The following is a 21893-nucleotide window of genomic DNA, read 5'->3' as shown; positions in this document are numbered from 1 at the left end:
TTGCCATGGAATGGCACGACGAAGGCATCATCCTCGGCACCCGCCGGCATGGCGAGACCAGCGCCATCCTGGAGGTGATGACGCCCGCCCACGGGCGCCATCTCGGCCTCGTGCGCGGCGGCCGCTCGCGCAAGATGCAGCCCGTCCTGCAGCCGGGCAACCGGGTAGAAATCACCTGGCGCGCGCGGCTCGACGAGCATCTGGGCACCTTTCAGGTCGAGCCGGTGGAGCTGAACGCCGCCCGGCTCCTGGATTCGGCTGTCGCCGTCTACGGCATCCAGGTGTTGGCCGCCCACTTGCGCCTTCTGCCCGAGCGCGACCCGCACCCCGGCCTCTTCGAGACGCTTCGTGTCGTCTCCGCCCATCTCGACGATGCGGCCGTGGCCGGCCCGCTGGTCGCCCGCTTCGAGCTTGCCGTTCTGGAAGAGCTGGGCTTCGGCCTCGACCTTTCCCGATGCGCGCTGACGGGAAGCCGCGAGGAGCTTGCCTATGTGTCGCCGAAGACGGGCAGGGCGGCCAGCCGCGAGGCGGGGGAGGCGTGGCGCGACAAGCTTCTGCCGCTGCCGGCGTTCCTGCTGGCGGGCGGCGAGACGGGCTGCGACGGTGAAGCGCTCGGGGAAGCCTTCGCGCTGACCGGCTTCTTCCTCCACCGCCATGTCTACGAGCCGCGCGGGCTCACTGAGCCGGAAGCGCGAAGCGGGTTCCTCTCAGCCCTGAGGCGCAGTCTGGGGAAGGGTGAAGACGCCGCGTGACTTCCGCGCTATTCGGCGGCCGCCATCGCCGGCCTGTCCACCGGCTTTTCCTGGATCGGCCAATGCACCAGCGCCGCGAAGATGCCGAGTGCGACGCCGAGCCACCATACGGCGTCGTAGGAGCCGAGCCGGTCGTAGAGATAGCCGCCGAGCCACACGCCCAGGAACGAGCCGACCTGGTGCGAGAGGAAGACGATGCCGCCCAGCATGCCGAGATAGCGCGTGCCGAACATGACGGCGACGAGCGCGTTGGTGGGCGGCACGGTCGACAGCCACAAGAGCCCCATGACGATGGCGAAGACGATCACGGTGGTGGGCGTCTGCGGCAGGAGGAGGAAGGCGGTCACCGCGATCGAGCGTCCGATATAGATCAGCGCCAGGAAAGCGGGCTTCGGGTAGCGCTGGCCGATGAAGCCGGAGGCCAGCGAGCCGATGACGTTGAAGAAGCCGATCAGTGCCAGCGCGATCACCGCATAGCGGGCATCGATGCCGATATCGCCGATATAGGCGGGGAAATGCGCGGTGATGAAGGCCACCTGGAAACCGCAGACGAAGAAGCCTGAAACCAGAAGCACGTAGCTGCGATGGGCGCAGGCCTCGCGGAGCGCTGCCCTGAACGTTTGCTCGAACTCGACCTGCTGCACCCTGCCGCTCTTCGAATTGCCGGTGAGCGGAATGGCGAGCACCGGGATGACCAGCATGGCGATGGACATATAGACCAGCGTATCGGACCAGCCATAGGCGTCGATCATCCCCTGGCTGATGGGCGCGAAGAGGAACATGCCGGCCGAGCCCGCCGCCGTGCCGATGCCGAAGACGAGGCTGCGGCTTTCCGCCGGCACGTTGCGGGCAAAGGCGGCCAGAACGATCGAGAAGGAGCCGGCCGCCACGCCCAGGCCAACGAGCACGCCGCCGCCGATATGCAGCATCGCCTCGCTCTCGGCGGTCGCCATCAGGAACAGGCCGAGCGCGTAGAGAAGGCCGGAAAGCGCCAGCACGCGCCAGGTGCCGAAGCGGTCGGCGATGGCGCCGAAGACGGGCTGGCCCATGCCCCAGAGCAGGTTCTGGAGGGCCATGGCAAGCCCGAAGGTCGTGCGGTCCCAGCCTTTCTCCTCCAGCATCGGAAGCTGGAAGAAGCCCATGGCCGAACGGGGCCCGAAGGTGAGGGCGGCAATGAGGCAGCCGCAAATGACGATCAGCCAGGGGAAGGACGGGGCGGCGGGACGGGCGGGAGCAGCTTCGGCCATGGGGGAATCTCGTGATGGTGGAGAGTGCAACCTAGCCGAAGCCTGTGATGATTTGAACGAATTGATGAGGCCTGGTCGTTCAATAGTTTTGATGAGTTGAGAAGGCGGGCTTATGCGCCCGCCCTTGCCGTGAAAGCACCCGTTGCCGTTTCTACGCCGCGCGGCGCGGCTTTGCGGGCGGCTTCGGCGCTTCCGCGGGGATGTAGTGAATGTCGCGCTGCGGGAAGGGGATGGAGATGCCGTTCTCGTCGAAGGCCTGCTTCGCCGCCTGGGTGAGGTCGAACTGCGTATCCCAGAAGTCGACGGTGGCCGTCCAGTAGCGAGCCGTCACCAGCACCGCGCTGTCGCCGAGCCCGGCGACGAAGGTGGCGGGCTCCGGCACCGAGACCACGCGCTCGTCCGCCTCCACGAGGTCGATCAGGATCTTCCGCGCCTTTTCGATATCGTCGCCATAGCCGATGCCGATCGCCAGATCGAAGCGGCGCAGCGCGTTGCGCGAGTAGTTGGTGATGGCCGTGTTCCAGAGCTGGCTGTTGGGCGCCAGGACGTAGACCCCGTCCGCGGTCTTCAATTCGGTGGCGAAAAGGCCGACCTCCTCGACGGTGCCGGCAATGCCGCTGGCATCGACATATTCGCCGACCCGGAACGGCCTGAGCGCCAGAAGCATGATGCCGGCGGCAACGTTCTGCAGCGTGCCTTGGAGGGCAAGGCCGATGGCCAGGCCCGCCGCACCGAGCGCGGCGATGATGCTGGCCGTCTGCACGCCAAACTGCGCCAGCACCGCAACCAGCACCAGCGCAAGCACGATGTAGCGCACGGTCTCCGAAAGGAACCGCACCAGCGTCTCGTCGAAATTGGGGAGGCGGCGGAGGCTGCTTCCCACCCAACGCTGCAGAACGCGGGCGGCGATGAAGCCGGCGAGGACCAGAACGATCGCACCCGCTATCGAGAGGGAATAGCTGACGGCGAGCTCGCTCAGATGTGCGAGTGCGGTTTCCATTTCCATATGAGAAATCTCCGTTCAACCATGACACACGAGCCCCCAGCCGCAGCCTGACCAAATTAGGCGGCTTTGTCAGGGTCGGATATATCGGTTGTTCGGAATGCCAATACCGGCTTTCGCCCCGTAGTGCCGCAGTTCGACCTCTGCCCGTGCCCTAGGGGAAATTGGTGAATAAACCGTTGAGCGGCGTGCTAGGGCGCCTTGGCGCGCAGCTTCTCGATCACATGGAAGCGGGCGAGGAAGGCTTTTTGCGCGCGCCGGGCGGGCTGTGGGGCAAGGCTCAGCGCGTCGGCGGAGAAGCCGCGCGGCCGGCCGAAGAAGCGCGCGGCCTCGCGGTCGGAGAAGCCGGCGAGCCTTGTCGCCTCGAAGAAGGCGGCGATGCGGTCGGCGCGCTTGATCTCCGCCAGGAGCCTTGTTGGCGTCTCTGGCGGCAGGGCGAAGCGCAGGTGGATGGCCCGCTGCAGGCGCTTTTCCACCGACTTGTAGTCGCCGCCCAGCGTCGCCTTGAAGGGGGAGATCATGTCGCCGATGACGTATTCCGGCGCATCGTGCAGGAGGGCCGCCATGGCCCAGTCGGGGCCGGCATCGCCGTTCAGCCGGCGGAAGATCTGCTCGACCAGCAGCGAGTGCTGCGCCACGGAAAAGGCGTGGTCGCCCTCCGTCTGCCCGTTCCAGCGCGCCACGCGCGCCAGCCCATGGGCAATGTCGGTGATCTCGACGTCGAGGGGGGAGGGGTCCAGAAGGTCGAGCCGGCGGCCCGAAAGCATGCGCTGCCAGGCGCGCGGCGGCTCCGCCGGGCGGGGTGCCATCAAGCCGTCTCCGCCTCGCCGCCGCCGTCGAGCGTGAAGGCGGCATAGGCCGGCACGGCGAGCGCGACGGGGACATCGCCGGCCAGGATCGGCATCCCGGCCCGGCGGGCGCTTGATGCCTTGTCGACGCGCAGGATCGCCAGGCCGTCGCTGCCGCACACCGTGCCGAGCGTGCCCAGCGCTCGACCGTCCGCCGTCAAATCGGTGCCGGAGGCGGGCAGGGGAGCCTCGCCGTGGACGATCACCAGGCGCCGCCGCGCCGTGCCGCGGTGCTGCATGCGCGAGACCACCTCCTGGCCGACGAAGCAGCCCTTCTTGAGGCCGACGCCGCCGTTCTGGTCGAACAGGATGTCATGGGGGAAGGCGTCTCCGAGCGCATAGTCGCTGCCGCTCTCGGCAATACCATGCATCACCCGCAGGCGGTGCCACGCCTCCCCGGGCGTGTCGGCTCGCGCGCCTTCGCCATAATGCCGGATCACCCGCTCGGGGAAGCGGTGGTCCGTGACGGTCGTTGGATCATCTTGGGAAGCTGGTGAATCGGTTTGCCACGAAACATGGACAAGAGACTGTTCCTCAAGGGAAATCCCCGCCTTCGCCCGAAGCCGGTAGAGCATCAGCCGCTTGAGGAAGTCCGGCGCAGTGTCGCTTCGGCAGTCGAGCCGGAAGCTACCCGCTCCGGCGCGCGAGATGAGGAAGTCGAACAGGATCTTCCCCTGCGGGGTGAGGAGCGCGCCTGGCCGTGCTTCACCCGCTTCGAGAGCGGAAAGGTCGGGGGTGACGATGTTCTGCAGAAGGGGTTCGGCGTCCGGCCCTGCAACGAGGACGACGGCGCGGTTGGCAATCTGGGCAGTGGGCATGGGCAGGGCGATCCCCGAATCCGGTCGAGTGCGGCTTCCCGTCTAGGTAAGCGGCTGCGCGCCTATCGGCAAGACCGCTACCGCCGGCGCCGCAACTGCCGGGCAAGGCCCAGCATCGCGTCCGCGCTGCGCGCGCTCATGCCGCCATTGGCATAGTCGCGCCGGATGGCCGTCTCGATCTCGTCGGCGACGGTATCCAGCGTCTGGCCCTGTCCGTCCTGTTCCTGGCCATAGGCGTCGAAAAAGGTTGATCCACCGGTCCGTCTCGCGGCCGAACCGCATGAGGCGATCGTATGCGCCTTCGGGGTCGCGGCTGAAGAGGATGCCGAGCACTCCGGCGATGATGGAAAGGGGGCTCATCACGAAGTCGCGCAGGCCGTCGGCGAAAAGTTTCACCTGGAAGAGGACCACCCGGCGCACGAGCCGCGTGCGGCTGCCCCCGTGCGCCTGGGGCAGTTCGCGTGCGCCCGGCTGGGCGAGGATCGTCGCGTCGCGCATATTGCCTCCCTCTCCTCAATCACCTGCGACAAAGAACAGCCAGCGCCCTTCCGGCGTGATCGCGGCACGGTAGAAGATATAGGCGCCGAAGTCCTTCATTTCCTCATAGTCGCCGGCTGTGACAAGCGTAAAAAGCTCGACCCGCTGCGCCGGCGTCAGCTCTTCCAGCGGCAGGGCGAAGAAATAGGGCCACACGTAGCGCTCCCGGTCCGTGCCCGCGTCGAGAAGCGCAAAGCCCGCTTTCATCACTTCGATGAGGATGGCGAGGATCTCCTGGCCCTCCTCGTCGCCGGAAACCTCGCGCAGGAAATCGATCGGGTCGCCCTCGATCCCGCCGAGCGAGATCTGGGTCCTCTCCGGCCCCGTGCCGAGGAGCGGCCTCAGCTTCTCCGGGTCGCCGCTGCGGGCGGCCTTGATGATGAGGTTGCGCATGCGCCGCGCCGGCTCCGGCAGCCGGTCGACGTCGTAGATCACCTCCGGGAGAGCCGCATCAAGGCTCGTGTCGGGCCGCGTGGCGTCGATCGGCAGGTCGCCCGCCTGGGAAGGCGGCAGCTCCAGATCGGGAAGGGGGATGCCCGGCTCCTCCCGCTCCGATTGATACGCCGGCAGTGCCTCGCTCAGGGCACGCGCCTCGACGGCAAGGCCAGCCAGCCCGGCCACCGCCAGAGCCACAACGAATGGCCGGCCGAAGGAGACCGGTGGGAGAAACGTCATCATCGGCGCCACCTTCGCGCATCTGTCGGCCGCCGGATTTAAGACGGGCTGTTAGAAGCAGCCTGCCTCTCCAGACATACTCAAAGGCGGTGGCAAGCTCAATGGCAGGTGCGGTGGGGGGTGAAATCGCCCGCCAGAACGCGCTCGCGCATACGCTCCAGGAGCGAGATGAGCGCGTCCTCGCCGCCGTTCTTGCCGAGCTCGCTCAACGCCGTCGTCAGCGCCGCCTCGGCGATGATCTCCGGCTCGATGCCGGCCCACAGGCCTTCGGCCCAGGCCGCGCTATGGCATTCGGCGCAGGTCGAGCGCTTCTCTTCCTCGATCTGCGCTTCGATGTCGGCAACAGTCATGTACATGGCAACCTCACCCGTCACGTCGGCGCCGATCCTGGGTCGGAGTGCGCCGGAGTCCCATAGTGTCCCGGATAATGGACTACCACGGCAAATGCGGCGGCGTGCGGGCACTGTTCATCGCGGTTAACGAGGGGTGAATCGTTAAATGGAAGACGACGGCGCGAAGGGGTGCCGGCCGGGAAGCGGAGTACTCTAATTGCCGTAGCGCAGCACGATCTCGCTCGTCAGCGCCTCGCCTTCGCTCATGTAGCGCTCGATTGCCTGCACCGCCGATTCGGTGCAGGTCGAATAGATCGCGGCGAAGGAGCGGTAGCCGTGGTTGAAGCTTGCCACCAGCTTGGCCCGGCGCTCTTCGGACGGCGCTTCCGATTCAAGCAGCGCCTCCATCTGTGCGCGCCAGCCGCCGTCTTCCTCGCCGCACAGGCGGCGCAGGTAGTGGATTGAGCCCAGCACCTCGGCCAGCCGCATGAGCTGACGGTCGTAGGGCGCCTCGACGGCTGCTGCCGGCGCGGCGAGGGCGGCGGCAAGGAAAAGCGCGGCTGCGGCAAAGGGCTTCGACGACGGTCTCATGCCCTTTTGTCGCCGGGAAACCGGTCGAAACGCAAGAGAAATGCTATTTCCCGGCGCCGGCGGCCATCTCCTCGGCGACAGCCAGCGTGCTCGCGGTGATCGGCAGGTCGCGCATCTCCTCGACCGTGTACCAGCCTATATGGTCGGCATCGTCGCCGGCAGCGGGCGCCCCGCGTAGCTGGAGCGCACGGTAGACCTTGAGCCGGTATCGCCGCCCGCCGTCACCGTCGATCGTCATTTCGCATAGGGGGGCGATTTCACCCGCTGTGAGCCCCGTTTCCTCGCGCAGCTCGCGCCGCGCCGTTTCCTCCTCGCTCTCGCCGGCCTCCACGCGCCCGCCGGGAAAGGCAAACAGCCCGCGCGAGGGGGCGCGCCCGCGCCGGACCAGCAGAAAGCGGCCATCCCGCATGGCCGCCACCGAAACGGCGTGGATATCCTCACCGGCCATCGTTGCATCCTCCGCGCATGACCTTACCCTACCCGCGGCCCCCGGCGTGGCAACGCCGTCTTGGACCACATGGCCTGATGGTCTGACCACAAGCTATCGGTCTGGGGGCGATTTGTCTTGACGGATGGGTATCGTCCGTCAGGACCGCACCGCTTGGAGGCAGGACGGAAATGTGCGGACGCTTTGCGCTGACGGACAAGCCGGAGGGTGTGGAGGCGCTCTTCGGCGTCGCCGACGTCGAGGACTTCCCGCCGCGCTACAACATCGCCCCCACGCAGCCGATCCTGATGGTCGTCGGCGGCGCGCCGCGCCCTGAAGGCTCCAACCTGCCGGACCGGCGGGCGCTTCTCGTGCGCTGGGGCTTCATTCCCTCCTGGGCCAAGAGCCCCAAGGAGATGCCGCTTCTCATCAACGCCCGCTCGGAGACGGCGGCCGGGAAGGCGGCCTTCCGCGCCGCCATGCGCCATCGCCGCGCGCTGCTGCCGGCGTCGGGTTTCTACGAATGGCGGCGCAGCGGCAAGGGGCGCGCGCAGGCCTACTGGGTGCGCCCGCGTTCCGGCGGCCTTATCGCCTTTGCTGGCCTGATGGAAACCTATTCGGAGCCTGGCGGCAGCGAGATCGACACCGGTGCCATCCTGACCACGGCGGCCAGCCGAGACCTCGCCGGCATCCACCACCGCATGCCGGCCGTCATCCGGCCGGAGCATTTTTCCCGCTGGCTCGACTGCGTGCGCTGCGAGCCGCGCGATGTGGCGGATCTGTTGGTGCCGGTGGAGGAGGGGTTCTTCGAGGCGGTTCCGGTTTCGGGCAAGGTGAACAAGGTGGCCAATACGGGACCGGAGGTGCAGGAACGGGTTGAGCCGGAGGTAGTGGAGGAGGAGGTCGCGGAACGGGCGGAGCAGTTGCGGCTGTTTTGAGGTCTGCCGTGCGTTCTTCGATAATCTAGCACCCCATCGCCCCCCTGGCCCTATGCCTTGCCGCTTCTGCCTGTTGCAAGCACCTTCGGCCTCGGGCAAATCGCCATCCATGGACGACGCGCTCTATTCCCCCTTCCTGGCCGGTCTTTTCCTCGGCGGCTCGCTGATCATCGCCATCGGCGCGCAGAATGCCTTCATCCTGCGCCAGGGCCTCCTGCGCCAGCACGTCTTCGTCCTGTGCCTTATCTGTTCGCTCTCCGATGCCGTACTGATTGCCGCTGGCGTGGCGGGGCTCGGCACGCTGGTGGCCCGCTCGCCGGCCATGATCGCGGTGGTCACCCTCGGCGGCGCGGTCTTCCTTTTCGCCTATGCCGTCATGGCCTTTCGCCGCGCGCTGCACCCCGATGCGCTGCACGCGGCGAAAGGCGGGGCGAAGGGGCTGAAGGCGGCTGTCGCCACCTGCCTCGCCTTCACCTTCCTCAACCCGCACGTCTATCTCGACACGGTGCTTCTGGTGGGGTCCTTGTCCGGCGCCTATCGAGGCGCGGCACGCACGAGCTTTGCCGCGGGCGCTGTGGCGGCGTCTTTCCTGTGGTTCTACGGGCTTGGCTACGGCGCCCGGCTCCTGCAGCCGGTGTTCGCCCGGCCGCGCGCCTGGCGCGTGCTCGACAGCCTGATCGGCCTGGTGATGGCCGCGTTGGGCCTAAGCCTCCTCGCGCGCTTCGTATAGGCGCTTGGGCTCATCCTTCTTCTTCGGCTTGCCCTTGCACAAAAGCGCGGCGTTGATGGCGGCAGGGCCGACCTTTCGGTATTGGTCGACGAGTTGCTTCTTCTTCGCGGGTATCTGTTCCACGGTGTCGGCTTTCTCTTGCCTGGCGTTGTCTGAGGCCATGGTTCTTGCCTGGGTTACACGTCCCTTCCGGTGGCAGGTGGGTACTGATTCCGACATATTCATGTCTTTCGCGCCCTAAACACCTTACGCCGGGGACCAGTTCATAAAATTGCGGTAACAAACTTAATAGTTCCTTCACACTGTGTGGCCGTTGCAACACATGCCCTACCAATCTTGTGGGCTGACTTTTCCAAACGGATGGGTACCATCCGTTTGGGTCAGACCACTGGCAATCTCCGTGCTTGACGAGGGCGGGCGTGAAGGCGATAAGGACGACCATGAAAACGCTGTTCGCCACCATCGGCATTTGCATTATCGGCTAGCGCCTCCCGCTGGTCCGGTCGTTTTCGCCTTTTCTTGCCCGACACGAAAAACGCCCAGGCCAGCAGGCCGAGGGTTCAGCTTGCGCTGTGCAAGTGCAAGTGTTCGAGATGACGGAGCGAGATGAGGGGCAAAATGACGGGATCGAAGATGTCTGACGGGTTCAAGGGACTGCGGGTCTACAACACGCTGACGCGGCGGAAGGAGGATTTCATTCCGCTCGATGCCGCCAATGTGCGGGTCTATGTCTGCGGGCCGACCGTCTACGACTTCGCCCATATCGGCAATGCGCGGCCGGTGATCGTCTTCGACGTGCTGTTCCGCCTCTTACGCCATCTCTACGGCGAGGATAGCGTCACCTATGTGCGCAACATCACCGACGTCGACGACAAGATCAACGCCCGCGCCCTGCGCGACTACGGCGCCGAGATCGAGGCGGGCAGGCTCTCGCTCAACGAAGCGATCCGCCGGGTGACGGAGAAGACGGCCGACCAGTTCCACGCCGATGTGGCAGCACTCGGCTGCCTGCCGCCGAGCGTGGAGCCGCGGGCGACGGAGTTCGTGTTGCCGCGCGCCGACGGCAAGACCGACATGGTGGACCTGATTCAACGCCTCATCGACCGCAGCCATGCCTATGAAGCGAAAGGCGAAATCCTTTTCGACACGGCCTCCATGCCGGACTATGGCTCGCTCTCCAAGCGCAAGTTGGAAGACCAGCAGGCCGGCGCCCGCGTGGCGGTGGAGGCGCACAAGAAGAACCCGGCCGATTTCGTCCTGTGGAAGGAATCGTCCGTCGAGGAGCCCGGCTGGGAGGCGACCTTCTCCATCGACGGCAAAGAGCTGGCCATCCGCGGCCGCCCCGGCTGGCATATCGAGTGCTCGGCCATGTCCGCCGCTTATCTCGGCGAGGTCTTCGACATCCACGGTGGCGGGCTCGACTTGATCTTCCCCCACCACGAGAACGAGATCGCCCAGTCGCGCTGCGCCCACGGCACCGAGGCGATGGCCAACTACTGGATGCACAACGGCTTCCTGCAGGTGGAGGGCAAGAAGATGGCGAAGTCGGAGGGAAACTTCGTCACCATCCACGACCTTCTGGCGACGGAGAATTTCGGCGGCCGTAAATGGCCGGGCGAGGTGCTGCGGCTTGCCATGCTGATGACGCACTACCGCGAGCCGATCGACTTCTCCCAGCGCAAGCTGGAGGAGGCCGAAGCCGTGCTCGACGGCTGGTACCGCGCCGTGGGCGACGCCGACGCGGCCGGCGCCAACCGCGCCGACACGCTCGCCCCCCTGCTCGACGACCTGAACACCACCGAAGCCATCGCCGTCCTGCACGACCTGCGCGCGCAGGCGGCGAAGGGGAGCGACGGGGCGAAAGCCGGGCTGAAGGCGGGTGCGGCGCTGCTCGGGCTCCTGGAAATGACGGAGGAGGAGTGGTTTTCCGGCAAGGCAGCAGGCGCCGAGGTCGATCCGGCTGCGGTGGAAGCCGATATCGCCCAGCGCCTCGCCTTCATCCGTGAGAAGAACTTCGCGGAGGCGGACCGGATACGCGAGGAACTGTCGGGTCAGGGTGTTCAGCTCATGGACTACAAGGACCCGGAGACGGGTGAGCGCAGGACGCGGTGGGAGGTGAAGCGGTGAACGTAGCGAGGAGGCGAAGCGATGATTGACCATATCGGTATCAAGGTCGCGGATTTCGAGCGGGCCAGGGCGTTTTACGACAAGGCGTTGGCGCCGCTTGGCGCGAGCCTTTTGATGATGGTGCCGGAGGAATATACGGGCGGCATCAAGATCGGCGGCTATGGCCGCGAGCGGCCGGTCTACTGGCTGCACGAGGGCGCGGGGGGAGGCGAATCGAAGCATGTGGCCTTCACGGCCCGCTCTCGCGCGGAGGTCGATGCGTTCCACGCGGCCGCACTCGCCGCCGGCGGGCACGACAACGGCGCGCCGGGGCTGAGGCCGCATTATCACCCGGACTATTACGGCGCCTTCGTTTTCGACCCGGACGGCAACAATGTCGAGGCCGTCTGTCATCAGCCGGCGTAAGCATGAGAGGCAACCATGAGCCTTGATAACGAGCCCCTCTACACTGGCGGCTGTCAGTGCGGCGCCGTGCGCTTCCGCGTCGAAGGCGCGGTTGGCGAAGGTTCCATCTGCCATTGCCGCATGTGCCAGAAGGCCCTCGGCGGCTTCTATGCGCCCCTGGTCTCGGTGAGCCATGCGAAGCTGCAATGGACCCGCGGTGAGCCAAGCCGCTTCCAGTCGTCGAACCACGTCAAACGCGGCTTCTGCGCGCGCTGCGGCACGCCGCTTACTTTCGAAGCGCCGGACGGGCCGGCGCTCGCCATCGGCGCTTTCGATCACCCGGAGGAGGTCGTGCCCGTCGTCCAGTGGGGCATCGAGGGCAAATTGCCCTACGTCGACACGCTTCACACCTTGCCGGGGCACGACACCATGGAGGACACGCCGGCGGAGAGCTATCTCGCCGACCTCGTCTCCTACCAGCACCCCGACCACGACACGGAGAAATGGCCACCGGAGGAACGCCAATGAACGTCCAACCGATCACCGGCGGCTGCCAGTGCGGCGCCGTCCGCTATGCGCTGCACAAGGAGCCGCATAACCCGCACATCTGCCATTGCCGCATGTGCCAGAAGGCCTTCGGCTCCTATTTCGCGCCGCTCGCCGGCGTCGAGATGGAGGATTTTGAGGTCACGCGCGGCACGATCGCCATCTTCAAAAGCTCGGACCTGGTGGAGCGCGGCTTCTGCCGCGACTGCGGTACGCCGCTCACCTTCCGCCATGTCGAGGGAACCAGCCATATCAGCATCGCGCTCGGCTCGCTGGATCGCCCTGAGCGCGTGAAGCCGGCGCGGCAGGCCGGCAGCGAGGGGCGGATGCCGTGGTTTGCCGAACTCACTGAGCTGGAGAGCACCGCCACCGAGGAGACCGATCCGCCCGAACTGCTGGACAGGATAAGACACACCAACCATCAGCATCCGGACCACGACACCAAGCAGTGGCCGCCGGAAGGACACTGACGAACAAGGAACGCGCGCAGCCGGTGCTTACATGAAAAAAGAACGCATCTACCTCTTCGACACCACCCTGCGCGACGGGCAGCAGACGCCGGGCGTCGATTTTTCCGTCGAGGACAAGATCGCCATCGCCGGTCTGCTCGATCGATTCGGCGTCGACTATGTCGAGGGCGGCTATCCCGGAGCCAACCCGACCGATACCGCCTTCTTTGCCGAAAAGCGCACCAGCCGTTCGGCCTTCGTCGCCTTCGGCATGACCAAGCGCGCCGGCGTTTCGGCTTCTAACGACCCCGGCCTTGCGGCCCTCGTGCAGTCCAGGAGCGATGCCATATGCTTCGTCGCCAAGAGCTGGGACTATCACGTGCGCCTGGCGCTCGGCTCGACGAACGAGGAGAACTTGGAATCGATCCGTGCCTCCGTCGAGGCCGCAAGCGCCGCCGGCAAGGAGGCGATGGTCGATTGCGAACACTTCTTCGACGGCTACAAGACCAACCCGGACTATGCGCTGGCCTGTGCCAGGGCCGCTTACGAGGCGGGCAGCCGCTGGGTGGTCCTGTGCGACACCAACGGCGGCACGCAGCCCGGCGAGATCCGCGACATTGTCAGAGCCGTGATCGCCACCGGCATTCCCGGTGACCATCTCGGCATTCACGCCCATGACGATACCGGCCAGGCGGTCGCCAACTCGCTGGCGGCGGTGGAGGCGGGGGTGCGCCAGGTCCAGGGCACGCTGAACGGCATCGGCGAGCGCTGCGGCAACGCCAATCTGATCACGCTGATCCCCACGCTCATGCTGAAGCCCGCCTATGCGAACCGCTTCGAGACCGGCATTTCGCGCGAGGGGCTTAAGGATATCTCGCGCCTCTCGCACGCCTTCGACGAGCTTTTGAACCGCGCGCCCAACAGCCAGGCGCCCTATGTCGGCGCTTCCGCCTTCGCCACCAAGGCCGGCATCCACGCTTCGGCTATCCTCAAGGAGCCGGAGACCTACGAGCACGTGCCGCCGGAAGCCGTCGGCAACACGCGCCGCGTCATGGTCTCGGACCAGGGCGGCAAGTCCAACTTCATCGCCGAACTGAAGCGGCGCGGCGTCAAGGTCGACAAGGCCGATCCGCGCCTCGATACGCTCGTCGCGCTCGTCAAGGAGCGCGAGGCGATAGGCTATGCCTACGAGGGCGCGGATGCGAGCTTCGAATTGCTCGCCAGGCGCACGCTGGGCAGCGTGCCGGAGTTCTTCAAGGTCGACAGCTTCCGCTGCATGGTCGAGCGCCGCTTCGACGCCATGGGCAATTTGAAGACCGTATCGGAGGCCGTCGTGCGGGTGACCGTCGACGGTGAGACGCTGCTTTCCGTCGCCGAGGGGCACGGGCCTGTCAACGCGCTCGACATCGCGCTCAGGAAGGACCTCGGCAAATATCAGAGCGAGATTGCCGACCTCGGGCTGGCGGACTACAAGGTGCGCATCTTGAACGGCGGCACGGAGGCGGTGACCCGCGTGCTCATCGAATCGCACGATTCCACCGGCGCGCGCTGGTGGACGGTCGGCGTCTCCGACAACATCATCGACGCCTCCTTCCAGGCATTGATGGATTCCATCGTCTACAAGCTGGTGAAGAACCGCGAAAGGGCCGGCCTCGCGGCCGAATAGGATATGGTTGAAACGGTCACGGCTCCCCGGCCCGCCGGCGACGATGAATCGCTGCGGGGCTTCCTCTTCGCCCTCTCGGCCTATCTCCTGTGGGGCATGCTGCCCTTCTTCATGAAGGCGGTGGCACATATTCCGGCGAGCGAGGTGGTGGCGCATCGCGTCGTCTGGTCGGTGCCGATCGCCGGCGTCGTGCTCCTTCTCCTGCGCCGCACGGCCGACATCCGGCGGGCCCTCGGCTCCCCGCGCACGCTGGCGATGGCGGCGCTGACGGCAACGGTGATCGCGGTGAACTGGGGCGTCTATGTCTGGGCCGTCGGCGCCGGCCGCGCCGTCGAGACCGCGCTCGGCTACTATATCAACCCGCTGGTCTCGATCGCGCTGGCGGCGATCTTCCTGCGCGAGAAGCTGAGCGCGATGCAGGTGGCCGCGGTGGGGCTTGCCGCGCTGGCGGTGGTCGTGCTGACGGTCGACGCGGGCGGGCTGCCCTGGGTGTCGCTGGTGCTCGCCTTCTCCTTCGCCACCTACGGCTTCCTGCGCAAGACACTGCCCGTCGGCCCCAGCCAGGGGTTCTTCCTCGAAGTGCTGATCCTCAGCATCCCGGCACTCGGCTACATCGCCTGGGGAGAGTGGACGGGGGAGGGGCATTTCCGCCTTGCGGGAGCGGCGGATACCTGGCTGCTCTTGGCCTGCGGGCCGATCACGGCGGTGCCGCTCATCTTCTATGCTTTCGGGGCCAAGCTCCTGCGCTATTCGACGATCGGCATCATGCAGTACATCGCGCCGACCATGATCTTCCTCATCGCCGTCTTCGCCTTCAAGGAGCCCTTCGGCGGCGTTCGCGCCATCGCCTTCGCCCTCATCTGGGCGGCGCTGGTGATCTACACGTGGCCGATGCTCAGGGCGCGCTTTCGTCAGAGGCGGCCGATGATGGCCGGATCGCCTTCCGAATAGGCGCCTGTGCGGGTCAGCGCCGGCACGATGTCCTCGGCACGGTCGACGACCAGCGGCCGCACCCGCTCTTCCGAATGGATGAAGCCTTCCGCCTTCATGTGCGAGAGGAGCGAGAGCATCGGCCCCCAGAAGCCGCCGAAATTGGCAAAGACGATGGGCTTCTCGTGCCGCCCGAGCTGCGCCCAGGTCATGATCTCGACGATCTCCTCCAGCGTGCCGATGCCGCCGGGCAGCGCCACAAAGGCATCCGAACGGTCGAACATAAGGTGCTTGCGCTGGTGCATGTCCTCGGTGAGAATGAGGTCGTCGAGCCTGTCGAGCGACGACCCCGGCGCCTCCCTGTTGATAAGGAAGCGCGGGATGATGCCTGTCACCGCGCCGCCCTCCTCCAGACAGCCGGTGGCGACGGCATTCATGATGCCCGTGGCGCCGGCGCCATAGACGAGCCGCAAGCCGGCGCGCGCTAGGTCGTTGCCGAGTTTGCGCCCAGCCTCGATAAAGCTGCCGTCGCGGCCCGTGGACGACCCGCAGTAGACGCAGACGGATGTGATCGTGCTCATGCCTTTATTGGTGATTGCACGGCCGAGTCGGGTCAAGATGGAAATGACGCGCAAGTGGTTTTCCTGGCCGGGACGGCCGCCGCGGGCTTTTCCTTGTAGGCCCTGGAAAAACAGGATAGACCGCTCAAAATAGGGGCCAAGGGATCGGGTTTGATGGCGATTACTCCGCTCAAGGTGCTGCTTTTCCTCGCTGGAATGGTCGTTTTCGGCGTGGGCACCGCCTATTTTGCCGGCGCATTCGATCCGGCGGCGCGAGAAGACGGCGAAATGGCAGCCGCGCTCGACGCTGGAGATGCGGACGCCGGGGCATCGTCGTCGCAGCGCGGTGACAGGCCCTCCACCGGCACGGGAGCACCCGAGGAGGCGGAGGAAGACGCGGCTGCGCCGAAGCCGGAGAATGTGGTGGTTCCCTCGTTCGACGTTCTGCGCGTCGAGCGCGATGGCTCCATGGTCGTCGCCGGCAGGGCCGCCCCCGGCGCCGAGGTGGAAGTCCTTAGCGGTTCCACGCTTCTGGCCACGACCGAGGCCGGACCATCGGGTGATTTTGCCGCTGTGCTCGATCGGCCGCTGACACCGGGAGAGCACAACATCGTGCTGCGCGCCACGTCTTCCGACAAAGTAGCCGCCACCTCCGCCGAGACGGCCATCGTGTCGATCCCGTCCGCCGGCAGCGGGGAGGTCGTCGCCCTGGTACAGCAGCCGGGTCAGCCGAGCCGTCTGATCACCGCGCCGGACGCCGATGCGCCGGCTGGCGATGCCCCCGAGGCCGGGCAAAGCGCCGAAGCGGAGGGCGAACCGGCACAAGCGCAGGCGCCTTCCGGGGAACAGGCAGCAGTGCCTGGCGCCAGCGAGGACGCTGGCGAAGCCGAAGAGACGACGGAGCAGTTGGCGGGTGCGACCGGCGAGGAAGCCCCCGCCGAAGAGCGCGGCGGACCGGCAGCCGAAGCCCCAAAAGCCGAGGCACGTACGGGCGAAGGGGTCGGCACGTCCGCACCGGCGCAGGAGGGGCAGGACGCGCAGGCGGCGGAGGCACCCGCGCTGGAAGATGCGCCCGCGCAGGCGGCCGAGGCCGACGCCTCGGCCTTCATCGAGGCGGTCGAGATCGACGGGCGGCAGGTGTTCGTGGCCGGCAGGGCCGAGCCCGGCCGCAATGTGCGCGTTTATGCCAACGACGTGCTGCTCGGCCAGGCAACCGTCAATCCTGACGGCAGCTTCCTTGTCGAGACCGAACGCGACCTTCCGGTGGGCGACTATATCGTGCGCGCCGACGTTCTCGGCGAGGACGGCGCCAGCGTGATCGCCCGTGCCGCCGTTCCCTTCCAGCGGGAGGAAGGCGAAAAGATCGCCGCCGTGGCGCCCGACCCGGCCAGGAGGGCAGCTCCGGACGCAAGGGCCGGAATACCTGACACCGGGACGGTCGGCGACACGTCCGACAGCGCCGACGCCGCCGACGGGGATCGGCCGCCGCCCGGAGCCGGGGAGGGCGGACAGGATACGGGCATCGGCGAGACCGCCGGGATGGCGCTGCCGCTCGAGCCGGTCGACGGCGCGGTCATCATCCGCCGCGGCGACACGCTGTGGCACATCTCCCGCCGCGTCTATGGGCGCGGCATCCGCTACACCACCATCTACCGCGCCAACCAGAACCAGATCCGCGATCCCGACCGCATCTGGCCGGGGCAGATATTCGCCCTTCCCGAAAGGACCGAACAAGGCGAGGAAGCCGACCTCGGCGCCATCGGCGACCAGGCCGTCTCGCCGGAGGAAAGGGCGCCAGACGAGGAGGGGTAGGGGCGCCGGCGTTTCCAAGAACCGGAGCAGGCCCTTGATCGCCCCGATCTTCAGGAAAACCACAACACCCCTTGGCAATCCTCTGTTCATCGTATATCGACGATGAACGATGAACAGCTTGGCAAAAATCTCCGAACCTCCCGCCTCCGGCTGTTGCACTCCCGATGTGCTTTCCCGCGGCCTATTCGCCCTGGCGCATCCCGCGCGCATCGAGATCCTGCGCTATCTCTCGGGCGTCGATTATTGCTGCTGCAAGGATGTGGTCTGCCGGCTGCAGCTTGCCCAGTCGACCGTCTCGCAGCATCTGAAAATCCTCTTGGAGGCGGGGTTGGTGCGCATGAGCCCGCAGGGGCAGCGCTCACGCTATGCGGTGGACAGTAAGGCGCTGCTGGCGCTTTCCGAGGCGGTGGGCGGCCTGCTCAATGCCTGCGCCGCGCGGGCGGACGAGAACGGCAGGGAAATCTGAGGCAACACGCATTGGCCCAAAAAACCGTCTCCGCCGAATCCGGCTCCATGCTCCACACGCTTGTGAACCTGTGGCCCTATATGTGGCCATCGGACCGGCGGGATCTCAAGTTTCGCGTGGTGATGGCCACCGTCTTCCTTGTCCTGGCGAAGGTGATCCTCGTTCTCGTGCCCTATTTCTACAAATGGGCCACCGACGTTCTGTCGGGCGAGGGCACGGCACCCGCCTATCTGCCGGCCATCCTTGCCGGCCCCCTGATGCTGGTGGTCGCCTACAATCTGGTGCGCGTCGTCCAGCTCGGCTTCAACCAGCTTCGCGATGCGCTGTTTGCCAGCGTCGGCCAGCACGCCGTGCGCCAGCTCGCCTACCGCACCTTCGTGCACATGCACGCGCTGTCGCTGCGCTTCCATCTGGAGCGGCGCACGGGCGGCCTGTCGCGCATCATCGAGCGCGGCACCAAGGGCATCGACACCATCGTCCGCTTCACCATCCTGAACACGGTGCCGACGCTCCTGGAATTCGCGCTTTCGGCGGTCATCTTCGCTGTCGCCTATGGCTGGGCCTATGTGGCCATCATCGCCGTCACCGTGTGGCTCTACACCTGGTTCACCGTGCGGGCGAGCGACTGGCGCATCACCATCCGGCGGGAGATGAACGAGTCCGACACCGACGCCAACACCAAGGCGATCGATTCGCTGCTCAATTTCGAGACGGTGAAATACTTCAACAACGAGGCGATGGAGGCCGGCCGCTTCGACCGCTCCATGGGCCGCTACGAGGAGGCCGCCACCAAGACCTGGACCTCGCTCGGCTGGCTGAACTTCGGCCAGGGCGTCATCTTCGGCCTCGGCATGGCTGCCGCCATGGGGCTGTCGGCGTGGGAGGTGATGCGCGGCACGCAGACGGTGGGCGACTTCGTCTTCATCAACGCCATGCTGATGCAGCTGTCCATCCCGCTCAACTTCATCGGCTTCGTCTACCGCGAGATCCGCCAGGGCCTTACCGACATCGAGCAGATGTTCGACCTGCTCGACGTTCCCGCCGAGGTGCGGGACCGGCCGGGTGCAGCACCCCTCGCGGTCGATCAGGGCCATGTGCGCTTCGACGATGTCGCCTTCGCCTATGACGGGGACCGGCCGATCCTGAAAGGGATCAGCTTCGACATCCCCGCCGGCAGGACGGTGGCGGTGGTGGGCCCCTCGGGAGCCGGCAAGTCGACCATCTCGCGGCTCATCTTCCGCTTCTACGACGTCCAGGAAGGCGCCGTCCTGATCGACGGCCAGGACGTGCGCGACGTCACTCAAGCGAGCCTGCGCGCGGCGATCGGCATGGTGCCGCAGGACACGGTGCTCTTCAACGACACGATTGCCTACAACATCCGCTACGGCCGTCCCGACACTACGGAAGAGGAGGTGCGCCGCGCCGCCGAACTGGCGCAGATCGCCGATTTCATCGACGGCCTGCCGCATGGCTACGACACCATGGTGGGCGAGCGGGGCCTGAAGCTTTCGGGCGGCGAGAAGCAGCGCGTCGCCATCGCCCGCACCATCCTGAAAGCGCCGCCCATCCTCATCCTCGACGAGGCGACCTCGGCGCTCGACACCCACACCGAGCAGGAGATCCAGGCCGCCCTCGACCTGGTCAGCCGGGGCCGCACGACGCTGGTCATCGCCCACCGGCTTTCCACTGTCATCGGCGCCGACGAGATCATCGTCTTGAAGGACGGCCGCATCGCCGAGCGCGGCACCCATCACGGGCTCATCGCCGCGCGCGGCCTCTACGCCGAGATGTGGGACCGCCAGCGCGAGGCGAGCGAGGCCGAGGAGCGCCTGCGGCGTGCCCGCGAGACCGACGAGATGGGCGTGGTGGTAAGGAAGGTGCCGAGCTACTGAGGGGGCGAGGGCCCGGGTTAAATTCGGCTTTAGGGCCGATTGCTGCCATTCTTCCTTCCCATTGAGAGCTTCTGTTTCCCCAGGCACGTCTCACTCTCGAAAAAGGAGGAACAGTTGGTTCAGGGCCTCAGCCACATGACGTTCATCGTCCGTGACCTCGACCGTATGGAGGAAATTCTCACAACGGTTTTCGATGCACGAAAGGTCTATGATAGCGGCACGGAAACCTTCTCCCTGTCAAAAGAGCGCTTTTTCCTCATCGGAGGGGGCGAGCCGCCAGTTTGGGTCGCCACGATGGAGGGTGAAGCGCTTCCAACGCGGACCTACAATCATGTGGCGTTCAAGATTGCTGACGACGAATACGAGGATTATCTGCAGCGCGTTCGCGGGCTCGGTCTGGAGGTACGCGAAGGGCGGTCGCGCGTGCCGGGCGAAGGGCAATCGATCTACTTCTATGACGCCGACAACCACATGTTCGAATTGCACACCGGAACGCTGGACAAGCGATTGAAACGTTACGCCGAGGGCCGCTGACCGCCCAATGGGAAGCAGGATCAAGCCACCCACATTGCAGCCCGCGCGCCTTTCCGATAGGAAATCCGCACCTGATATCCATATTTGATATCCACCAGGGGCGCGGAGAACCGATGAGCTTGACCGACACGATCCGAAAGACATTCGTGCCCATCCATCGCGAGGGCTATCCCTTCATCGCCGGCTTCGCGGTGGCCTCCCTCGTCCTCGGCCTCATCTGGGAACCGCTCTTCTGGATCGGCATGCTGCTCACGGCCTGGTGCGCCTATTTCTTCCGCGATCCGGCGCGCGTCACACCGGTTGACGACAGGCTGGTGATCGCGCCGGCCGACGGCGCGGTCTCCTCCGTCGGCCCTGCCACGCCGCCCGCCGAACTCGGCCTCGGGGCGGGCGAGATGATGCGGATTTCCATCTTCATGGACGTCTTCTCCTGTCACATCAACCGCGCCCCCGTGCGCGGGCGCATCTCGCTGATCGAGCATCGGAAGGGCCGCTTCCTCAACGCCGATCTCGACAAGGCGAGTAGTGAGAACGAGCGCAACAGCCTCGTCATCGAAAGCCCGCATGGTCCGATCCCCGTGGTGCAGATCGCCGGCCTCGTCGCCCGTCGCATCCTCTGCTGGGCCGAGGCGCCGGGTGAGATCGCCGTCGGCGAGCGCTTCGGCCTCATCCGCTTCGGCTCGCGCGTCGACGTCTACCTGCCGCAAGGCGCCCGGCCGCGCGTGGCCGTCGGCCAGACGGCGATCGGCGGCGAGACGGTCATCGCCGAGTTCGGCAGCCAGGAAGCGCCAACGCTCGTGCGCGTCTCCTGATGGCCGGGCCGTTTCCACCCTTCGAGCCGCATGGCGGCGGGGGGCCGCGCATCCGCGAGATCCCGCTGCGCCTGATGGTGCCGAACCTGATCACGGTGCTGGCCATCTGCGCCGGGCTCTCCGGTATTCGCCTTGCCTTCGAGGGGCGGGTGGAGACGGCCGTCATCATGGTGCTCTTCGCCGCCTTCCTCGACGCCGTGGACGGGCGCGTGGCACGCATGCTCAAGGCCTCGTCGAAGTTCGGCGCGCAGATGGATTCGCTGGCCGACATCGTCAATTTCGGTGTCGCTCCGGCGCTTGTGCTCTACGCCTACCTGCTCGACAAGGCAGGGGCCATCGGCTGGATCGCCGCGCTTCTCTTCGCCATCGCCTGCGCGCTGCGTCTTGCCCGCTTCAACGTCATGCTCGACGATGCGGACCGCCCGGCCTGGCAGGCGGATTACTTCGTCGGCGTGCCGGCGCCGGCTGGCGCCGCGCTCGTCATGCTACCGGTCTATCTCGGGTTTCTCGGCCTCGTGCCGGACCGCGCGGTAGCGTTTGTCGCCTCGGCCTATACGCTGGCTATCGCGGTTCTCCTGATCAGCCGCCTGCCGGTCTATTCAGGCAAGAGCTCCGGCAGCCGCGTGCGCCGCGAGCTGGTGATGCCCCTGATGCTCGTCGTCGTCTTCTACGCGCTGCTTCTGGCCAGCTACACCTGGCAGACCATGACGGCCTCGGCCATCGCCTATCTCGTCTTCCTCGTCTTCAGCGTGCGCGCCTATTCGCGCCGTGCGACCCGCGAGGAAGCCGCCGCGAAGGACGGCGAGGACTGAGGGCG

General features: G+C 66.4%; 26 protein-coding genes. 15 read left to right on the top strand and 11 right to left on the bottom strand.

What is annotated here, in order from left to right:
* Positions 1 to 5: 5 nt before the first annotated feature.
* Positions 6 to 752 (top strand): DNA repair protein RecO, encoded by a 747-nt coding sequence (gene recO / locus GPJ75_RS22640; protein ID WP_163271605.1) that lies wholly within the window; start codon positions 6 to 8, stop codon positions 750 to 752.
* Between the two features lie 8 nt (positions 753 to 760).
* On the opposite strand, the gene GPJ75_RS22635 is transcribed toward recO, so the two are convergent.
* From GPJ75_RS22635 to GPJ75_RS22595, 9 genes are all read right to left on the bottom strand, one after another.
* Positions 761 to 1999 (bottom strand): MFS transporter, encoded by a 1239-nt coding sequence (locus tag GPJ75_RS22635; RefSeq protein ID WP_163271603.1) that lies wholly within the window; start codon positions 1997 to 1999, stop codon positions 761 to 763.
* A 151-nt stretch (positions 2000 to 2150) separates the two neighbouring features.
* Positions 2151 to 3005: a mechanosensitive ion channel family protein gene (locus tag GPJ75_RS22630; protein ID WP_163271601.1), complete on the bottom strand. Its 855-nt coding sequence runs from the start codon at positions 3003 to 3005 to the stop codon at positions 2151 to 2153.
* Positions 3006 to 3193: 188 nt separating this feature from the next.
* Positions 3194 to 3811, bottom strand: coding sequence for a YfbR-like 5'-deoxynucleotidase (locus tag GPJ75_RS22625; protein WP_163271599.1), 618 nt, complete (start codon positions 3809 to 3811; stop codon positions 3194 to 3196).
* Positions 3811 to 4668: a CAF17-like 4Fe-4S cluster assembly/insertion protein YgfZ gene (gene ygfZ / locus GPJ75_RS22620; protein ID WP_163271597.1), complete on the bottom strand. Its 858-nt coding sequence runs from the start codon at positions 4666 to 4668 to the stop codon at positions 3811 to 3813. Before ygfZ ends, GPJ75_RS22625 begins: the two co-directional genes overlap by 1 nt.
* 42 nt (positions 4669 to 4710) lie before the next feature.
* Positions 4711 to 5166, bottom strand: coding sequence for a hypothetical protein (locus GPJ75_RS22615; RefSeq protein ID WP_163271595.1), 456 nt, complete (start codon positions 5164 to 5166; stop codon positions 4711 to 4713).
* 15 nt (positions 5167 to 5181) lie between these two features.
* Positions 5182 to 5883, bottom strand: a complete 702-nt coding sequence (locus tag GPJ75_RS22610; RefSeq protein ID WP_163271593.1) for a cytoplasmic protein — start codon at positions 5881 to 5883, stop codon at positions 5182 to 5184.
* A gap of 95 nt (positions 5884 to 5978) precedes the next feature.
* Positions 5979 to 6236: a hypothetical protein gene (locus tag GPJ75_RS22605; protein ID WP_163271729.1), complete on the bottom strand. Its 258-nt coding sequence runs from the start codon at positions 6234 to 6236 to the stop codon at positions 5979 to 5981.
* Positions 6237 to 6425: 189 nt separating this feature from the next.
* Entirely contained in the window at positions 6426 to 6803 is a 378-nt protein-coding gene (locus tag GPJ75_RS22600; protein WP_163271591.1) for a TIGR02301 family protein, read from the bottom strand.
* Between the two features lie 43 nt (positions 6804 to 6846).
* Positions 6847 to 7251: an NUDIX hydrolase gene (locus GPJ75_RS22595; RefSeq protein WP_163271589.1), complete on the bottom strand. Its 405-nt coding sequence runs from the start codon at positions 7249 to 7251 to the stop codon at positions 6847 to 6849.
* A gap of 170 nt (positions 7252 to 7421) precedes the next feature.
* On the opposite strand from GPJ75_RS22595, the gene GPJ75_RS22590 reads away from it, so the two are divergent.
* Together GPJ75_RS22590 and GPJ75_RS22585 are read left to right on the top strand one after the other, a co-directional pair.
* The gene (locus GPJ75_RS22590) at positions 7422 to 8168 is read left to right on the top strand and encodes an SOS response-associated peptidase (RefSeq protein ID WP_163271587.1); all 747 of its coding nucleotides are present in this window, start codon (positions 7422 to 7424) and stop codon (positions 8166 to 8168) included.
* Between the two features lie 109 nt (positions 8169 to 8277).
* Positions 8278 to 8898, top strand: a complete 621-nt coding sequence (locus tag GPJ75_RS22585; RefSeq protein WP_163271585.1) for a LysE/ArgO family amino acid transporter — start codon at positions 8278 to 8280, stop codon at positions 8896 to 8898.
* Here the strand turns inward: GPJ75_RS22585 and GPJ75_RS22580 are convergent.
* A complete protein-coding gene (locus tag GPJ75_RS22580; RefSeq protein ID WP_163271583.1) occupies positions 8872 to 9060 on the bottom strand; it encodes a hypothetical protein in 189 nt (62 codons plus the stop codon). The genes GPJ75_RS22585 and GPJ75_RS22580 overlap by 27 nt on opposite strands.
* A gap of 471 nt (positions 9061 to 9531) precedes the next feature.
* Between GPJ75_RS22580 and cysS the strand changes: the two genes are divergently transcribed.
* From cysS to rarD, 6 genes are read left to right on the top strand one after another with little or no spacing between them, the layout of a single operon-like run.
* Complete coding sequence (cysS, locus tag GPJ75_RS22575; protein WP_163271727.1) at positions 9532 to 11025, top strand: cysteine--tRNA ligase; 1494 nt, start codon at positions 9532 to 9534, stop codon at positions 11023 to 11025.
* 21 nt (positions 11026 to 11046) lie between these two features.
* On the top strand, positions 11047 to 11430 hold the full coding sequence (locus tag GPJ75_RS22570; protein ID WP_163271581.1) for a VOC family protein: 384 nt from the start codon (positions 11047 to 11049) through the stop codon (positions 11428 to 11430).
* Positions 11431 to 11445: 15 nt separating this feature from the next.
* Positions 11446 to 11937: a GFA family protein gene (locus GPJ75_RS22565; protein WP_163271579.1), complete on the top strand. Its 492-nt coding sequence runs from the start codon at positions 11446 to 11448 to the stop codon at positions 11935 to 11937.
* The gene (locus GPJ75_RS22560; protein ID WP_163271577.1) at positions 11934 to 12425 is read left to right on the top strand and encodes a GFA family protein; all 492 of its coding nucleotides are present in this window, start codon (positions 11934 to 11936) and stop codon (positions 12423 to 12425) included. The genes GPJ75_RS22565 and GPJ75_RS22560 overlap by 4 nt, the downstream gene beginning before the upstream one ends.
* Positions 12426 to 12456: 31 nt before the next feature.
* A complete protein-coding gene (gene cimA, locus GPJ75_RS22555; RefSeq protein ID WP_163271575.1) occupies positions 12457 to 14070 on the top strand; it encodes a citramalate synthase in 1614 nt (537 codons plus the stop codon).
* 3 nt (positions 14071 to 14073) lie between these two features.
* The gene (rarD, locus tag GPJ75_RS22550) at positions 14074 to 15021 is read left to right on the top strand and encodes an EamA family transporter RarD (protein WP_163271573.1); all 948 of its coding nucleotides are present in this window, start codon (positions 14074 to 14076) and stop codon (positions 15019 to 15021) included.
* On the opposite strand, the gene GPJ75_RS22545 is transcribed toward rarD, so the two are convergent.
* Positions 14982 to 15581: an LOG family protein gene (locus GPJ75_RS22545; protein WP_163271571.1), complete on the bottom strand. Its 600-nt coding sequence runs from the start codon at positions 15579 to 15581 to the stop codon at positions 14982 to 14984. The two genes, rarD and GPJ75_RS22545, sit on opposite strands and share 40 nt — an antisense overlap.
* A 153-nt stretch (positions 15582 to 15734) precedes the next feature.
* Here GPJ75_RS22545 and GPJ75_RS22540 point away from each other — a divergent pair, with 153 nt between their 5' ends.
* The 6 genes from GPJ75_RS22540 (at position 15735) to pssA (ending at position 21888) form a co-directional block, all read left to right on the top strand.
* Positions 15735 to 17372: a LysM peptidoglycan-binding domain-containing protein gene (locus tag GPJ75_RS22540; protein WP_163271569.1), complete on the top strand. Its 1638-nt coding sequence runs from the start codon at positions 15735 to 15737 to the stop codon at positions 17370 to 17372.
* Positions 17373 to 17481: 109 nt separating this feature from the next.
* The gene (locus GPJ75_RS22535) at positions 17482 to 17838 is read left to right on the top strand and encodes an ArsR/SmtB family transcription factor (RefSeq protein WP_163271567.1); all 357 of its coding nucleotides are present in this window, start codon (positions 17482 to 17484) and stop codon (positions 17836 to 17838) included.
* Positions 17839 to 17885: 47 nt separating this feature from the next.
* The gene (locus GPJ75_RS22530) at positions 17886 to 19730 is read left to right on the top strand and encodes an ABCB family ABC transporter ATP-binding protein/permease (protein ID WP_163271725.1); all 1845 of its coding nucleotides are present in this window, start codon (positions 17886 to 17888) and stop codon (positions 19728 to 19730) included.
* Positions 19731 to 19844: 114 nt separating this feature from the next.
* Complete coding sequence (gene fosX / locus GPJ75_RS22525) at positions 19845 to 20264, top strand: FosX/FosE/FosI family fosfomycin resistance hydrolase (RefSeq protein ID WP_163271565.1); 420 nt, start codon at positions 19845 to 19847, stop codon at positions 20262 to 20264.
* A gap of 113 nt (positions 20265 to 20377) precedes the next feature.
* The gene (locus GPJ75_RS22520) at positions 20378 to 21076 is read left to right on the top strand and encodes a phosphatidylserine decarboxylase (protein ID WP_163271563.1); all 699 of its coding nucleotides are present in this window, start codon (positions 20378 to 20380) and stop codon (positions 21074 to 21076) included.
* Positions 21076 to 21888, top strand: a complete 813-nt coding sequence (gene pssA, locus GPJ75_RS22515) for a CDP-diacylglycerol--serine O-phosphatidyltransferase (protein ID WP_163271561.1) — start codon at positions 21076 to 21078, stop codon at positions 21886 to 21888. The genes GPJ75_RS22520 and pssA overlap by 1 nt, the downstream gene beginning before the upstream one ends.
* Positions 21889 to 21893 lie beyond the last annotated feature (5 nt).

The sequence above is a fragment of the Chelativorans alearensis genome, assembly GCF_010993735.1.
GTDB classification, from domain to species: Bacteria; Pseudomonadota; Alphaproteobacteria; order Rhizobiales; family Rhizobiaceae; genus Chelativorans; species Chelativorans alearense.
The sequence above is the reverse complement of the archived record's forward strand: the minus strand, read 5'-3'. Positions and strand labels throughout refer to the sequence as shown.

What these genes read in the sequence shown, in the direction of transcription:
- GPJ75_RS22520 (WP_163271563.1), top strand. Translation starts at nt 20,378, where the DNA reads ATGAGCTTGACCGACACGATCCGAAAGACATTCGTGCCCATCCATCGC.
- GPJ75_RS22540 (WP_163271569.1), top strand. Translation starts at nt 15,735, where the DNA reads ATGGCGATTACTCCGCTCAAGGTGCTGCTTTTCCTCGCTGGAATGGTC.
- ygfZ (WP_163271597.1), bottom strand. Translation starts at nt 4,668, where the DNA reads ATGCCCACTGCCCAGATTGCCAACCGCGCCGTCGTCCTCGTTGCAGGG.
- GPJ75_RS22545 (WP_163271571.1), bottom strand. Translation starts at nt 15,581, where the DNA reads ATGAGCACGATCACATCCGTCTGCGTCTACTGCGGGTCGTCCACGGGC.
- pssA (WP_163271561.1), top strand. Translation starts at nt 21,076, where the DNA reads ATGGCCGGGCCGTTTCCACCCTTCGAGCCGCATGGCGGCGGGGGGCCG.
- cimA (WP_163271575.1), top strand. Translation starts at nt 12,457, where the DNA reads ATGAAAAAAGAACGCATCTACCTCTTCGACACCACCCTGCGCGACGGG.
- GPJ75_RS22635 (WP_163271603.1), bottom strand. Translation starts at nt 1,999, where the DNA reads ATGGCCGAAGCTGCTCCCGCCCGTCCCGCCGCCCCGTCCTTCCCCTGG.
- GPJ75_RS22565 (WP_163271579.1), top strand. Translation starts at nt 11,446, where the DNA reads ATGAGCCTTGATAACGAGCCCCTCTACACTGGCGGCTGTCAGTGCGGC.
- GPJ75_RS22595 (WP_163271589.1), bottom strand. Translation starts at nt 7,251, where the DNA reads ATGGCCGGTGAGGATATCCACGCCGTTTCGGTGGCGGCCATGCGGGAT.
- GPJ75_RS22605 (WP_163271729.1), bottom strand. Translation starts at nt 6,236, where the DNA reads ATGTACATGACTGTTGCCGACATCGAAGCGCAGATCGAGGAAGAGAAG.
- recO (WP_163271605.1), top strand. Translation starts at nt 6, where the DNA reads ATGGAATGGCACGACGAAGGCATCATCCTCGGCACCCGCCGGCATGGC.
- GPJ75_RS22590 (WP_163271587.1), top strand. Translation starts at nt 7,422, where the DNA reads ATGTGCGGACGCTTTGCGCTGACGGACAAGCCGGAGGGTGTGGAGGCG.
- GPJ75_RS22600 (WP_163271591.1), bottom strand. Translation starts at nt 6,803, where the DNA reads ATGAGACCGTCGTCGAAGCCCTTTGCCGCAGCCGCGCTTTTCCTTGCC.
- GPJ75_RS22625 (WP_163271599.1), bottom strand. Translation starts at nt 3,811, where the DNA reads ATGGCACCCCGCCCGGCGGAGCCGCCGCGCGCCTGGCAGCGCATGCTT.
- GPJ75_RS22580 (WP_163271583.1), bottom strand. Translation starts at nt 9,060, where the DNA reads ATGGCCTCAGACAACGCCAGGCAAGAGAAAGCCGACACCGTGGAACAG.
- GPJ75_RS22530 (WP_163271725.1), top strand. Translation starts at nt 17,886, where the DNA reads ATGCTCCACACGCTTGTGAACCTGTGGCCCTATATGTGGCCATCGGAC.
- GPJ75_RS22615 (WP_163271595.1), bottom strand. Translation starts at nt 5,166, where the DNA reads ATGCGCGACGCGACGATCCTCGCCCAGCCGGGCGCACGCGAACTGCCC.
- rarD (WP_163271573.1), top strand. Translation starts at nt 14,074, where the DNA reads ATGGTTGAAACGGTCACGGCTCCCCGGCCCGCCGGCGACGATGAATCG.
- GPJ75_RS22630 (WP_163271601.1), bottom strand. Translation starts at nt 3,005, where the DNA reads ATGGAAATGGAAACCGCACTCGCACATCTGAGCGAGCTCGCCGTCAGC.
- GPJ75_RS22610 (WP_163271593.1), bottom strand. Translation starts at nt 5,883, where the DNA reads ATGATGACGTTTCTCCCACCGGTCTCCTTCGGCCGGCCATTCGTTGTG.
- GPJ75_RS22570 (WP_163271581.1), top strand. Translation starts at nt 11,047, where the DNA reads ATGATTGACCATATCGGTATCAAGGTCGCGGATTTCGAGCGGGCCAGG.
- GPJ75_RS22535 (WP_163271567.1), top strand. Translation starts at nt 17,482, where the DNA reads ATGAACAGCTTGGCAAAAATCTCCGAACCTCCCGCCTCCGGCTGTTGC.
- GPJ75_RS22585 (WP_163271585.1), top strand. Translation starts at nt 8,278, where the DNA reads ATGGACGACGCGCTCTATTCCCCCTTCCTGGCCGGTCTTTTCCTCGGC.
- GPJ75_RS22560 (WP_163271577.1), top strand. Translation starts at nt 11,934, where the DNA reads ATGAACGTCCAACCGATCACCGGCGGCTGCCAGTGCGGCGCCGTCCGC.
- cysS (WP_163271727.1), top strand. Translation starts at nt 9,532, where the DNA reads ATGTCTGACGGGTTCAAGGGACTGCGGGTCTACAACACGCTGACGCGG.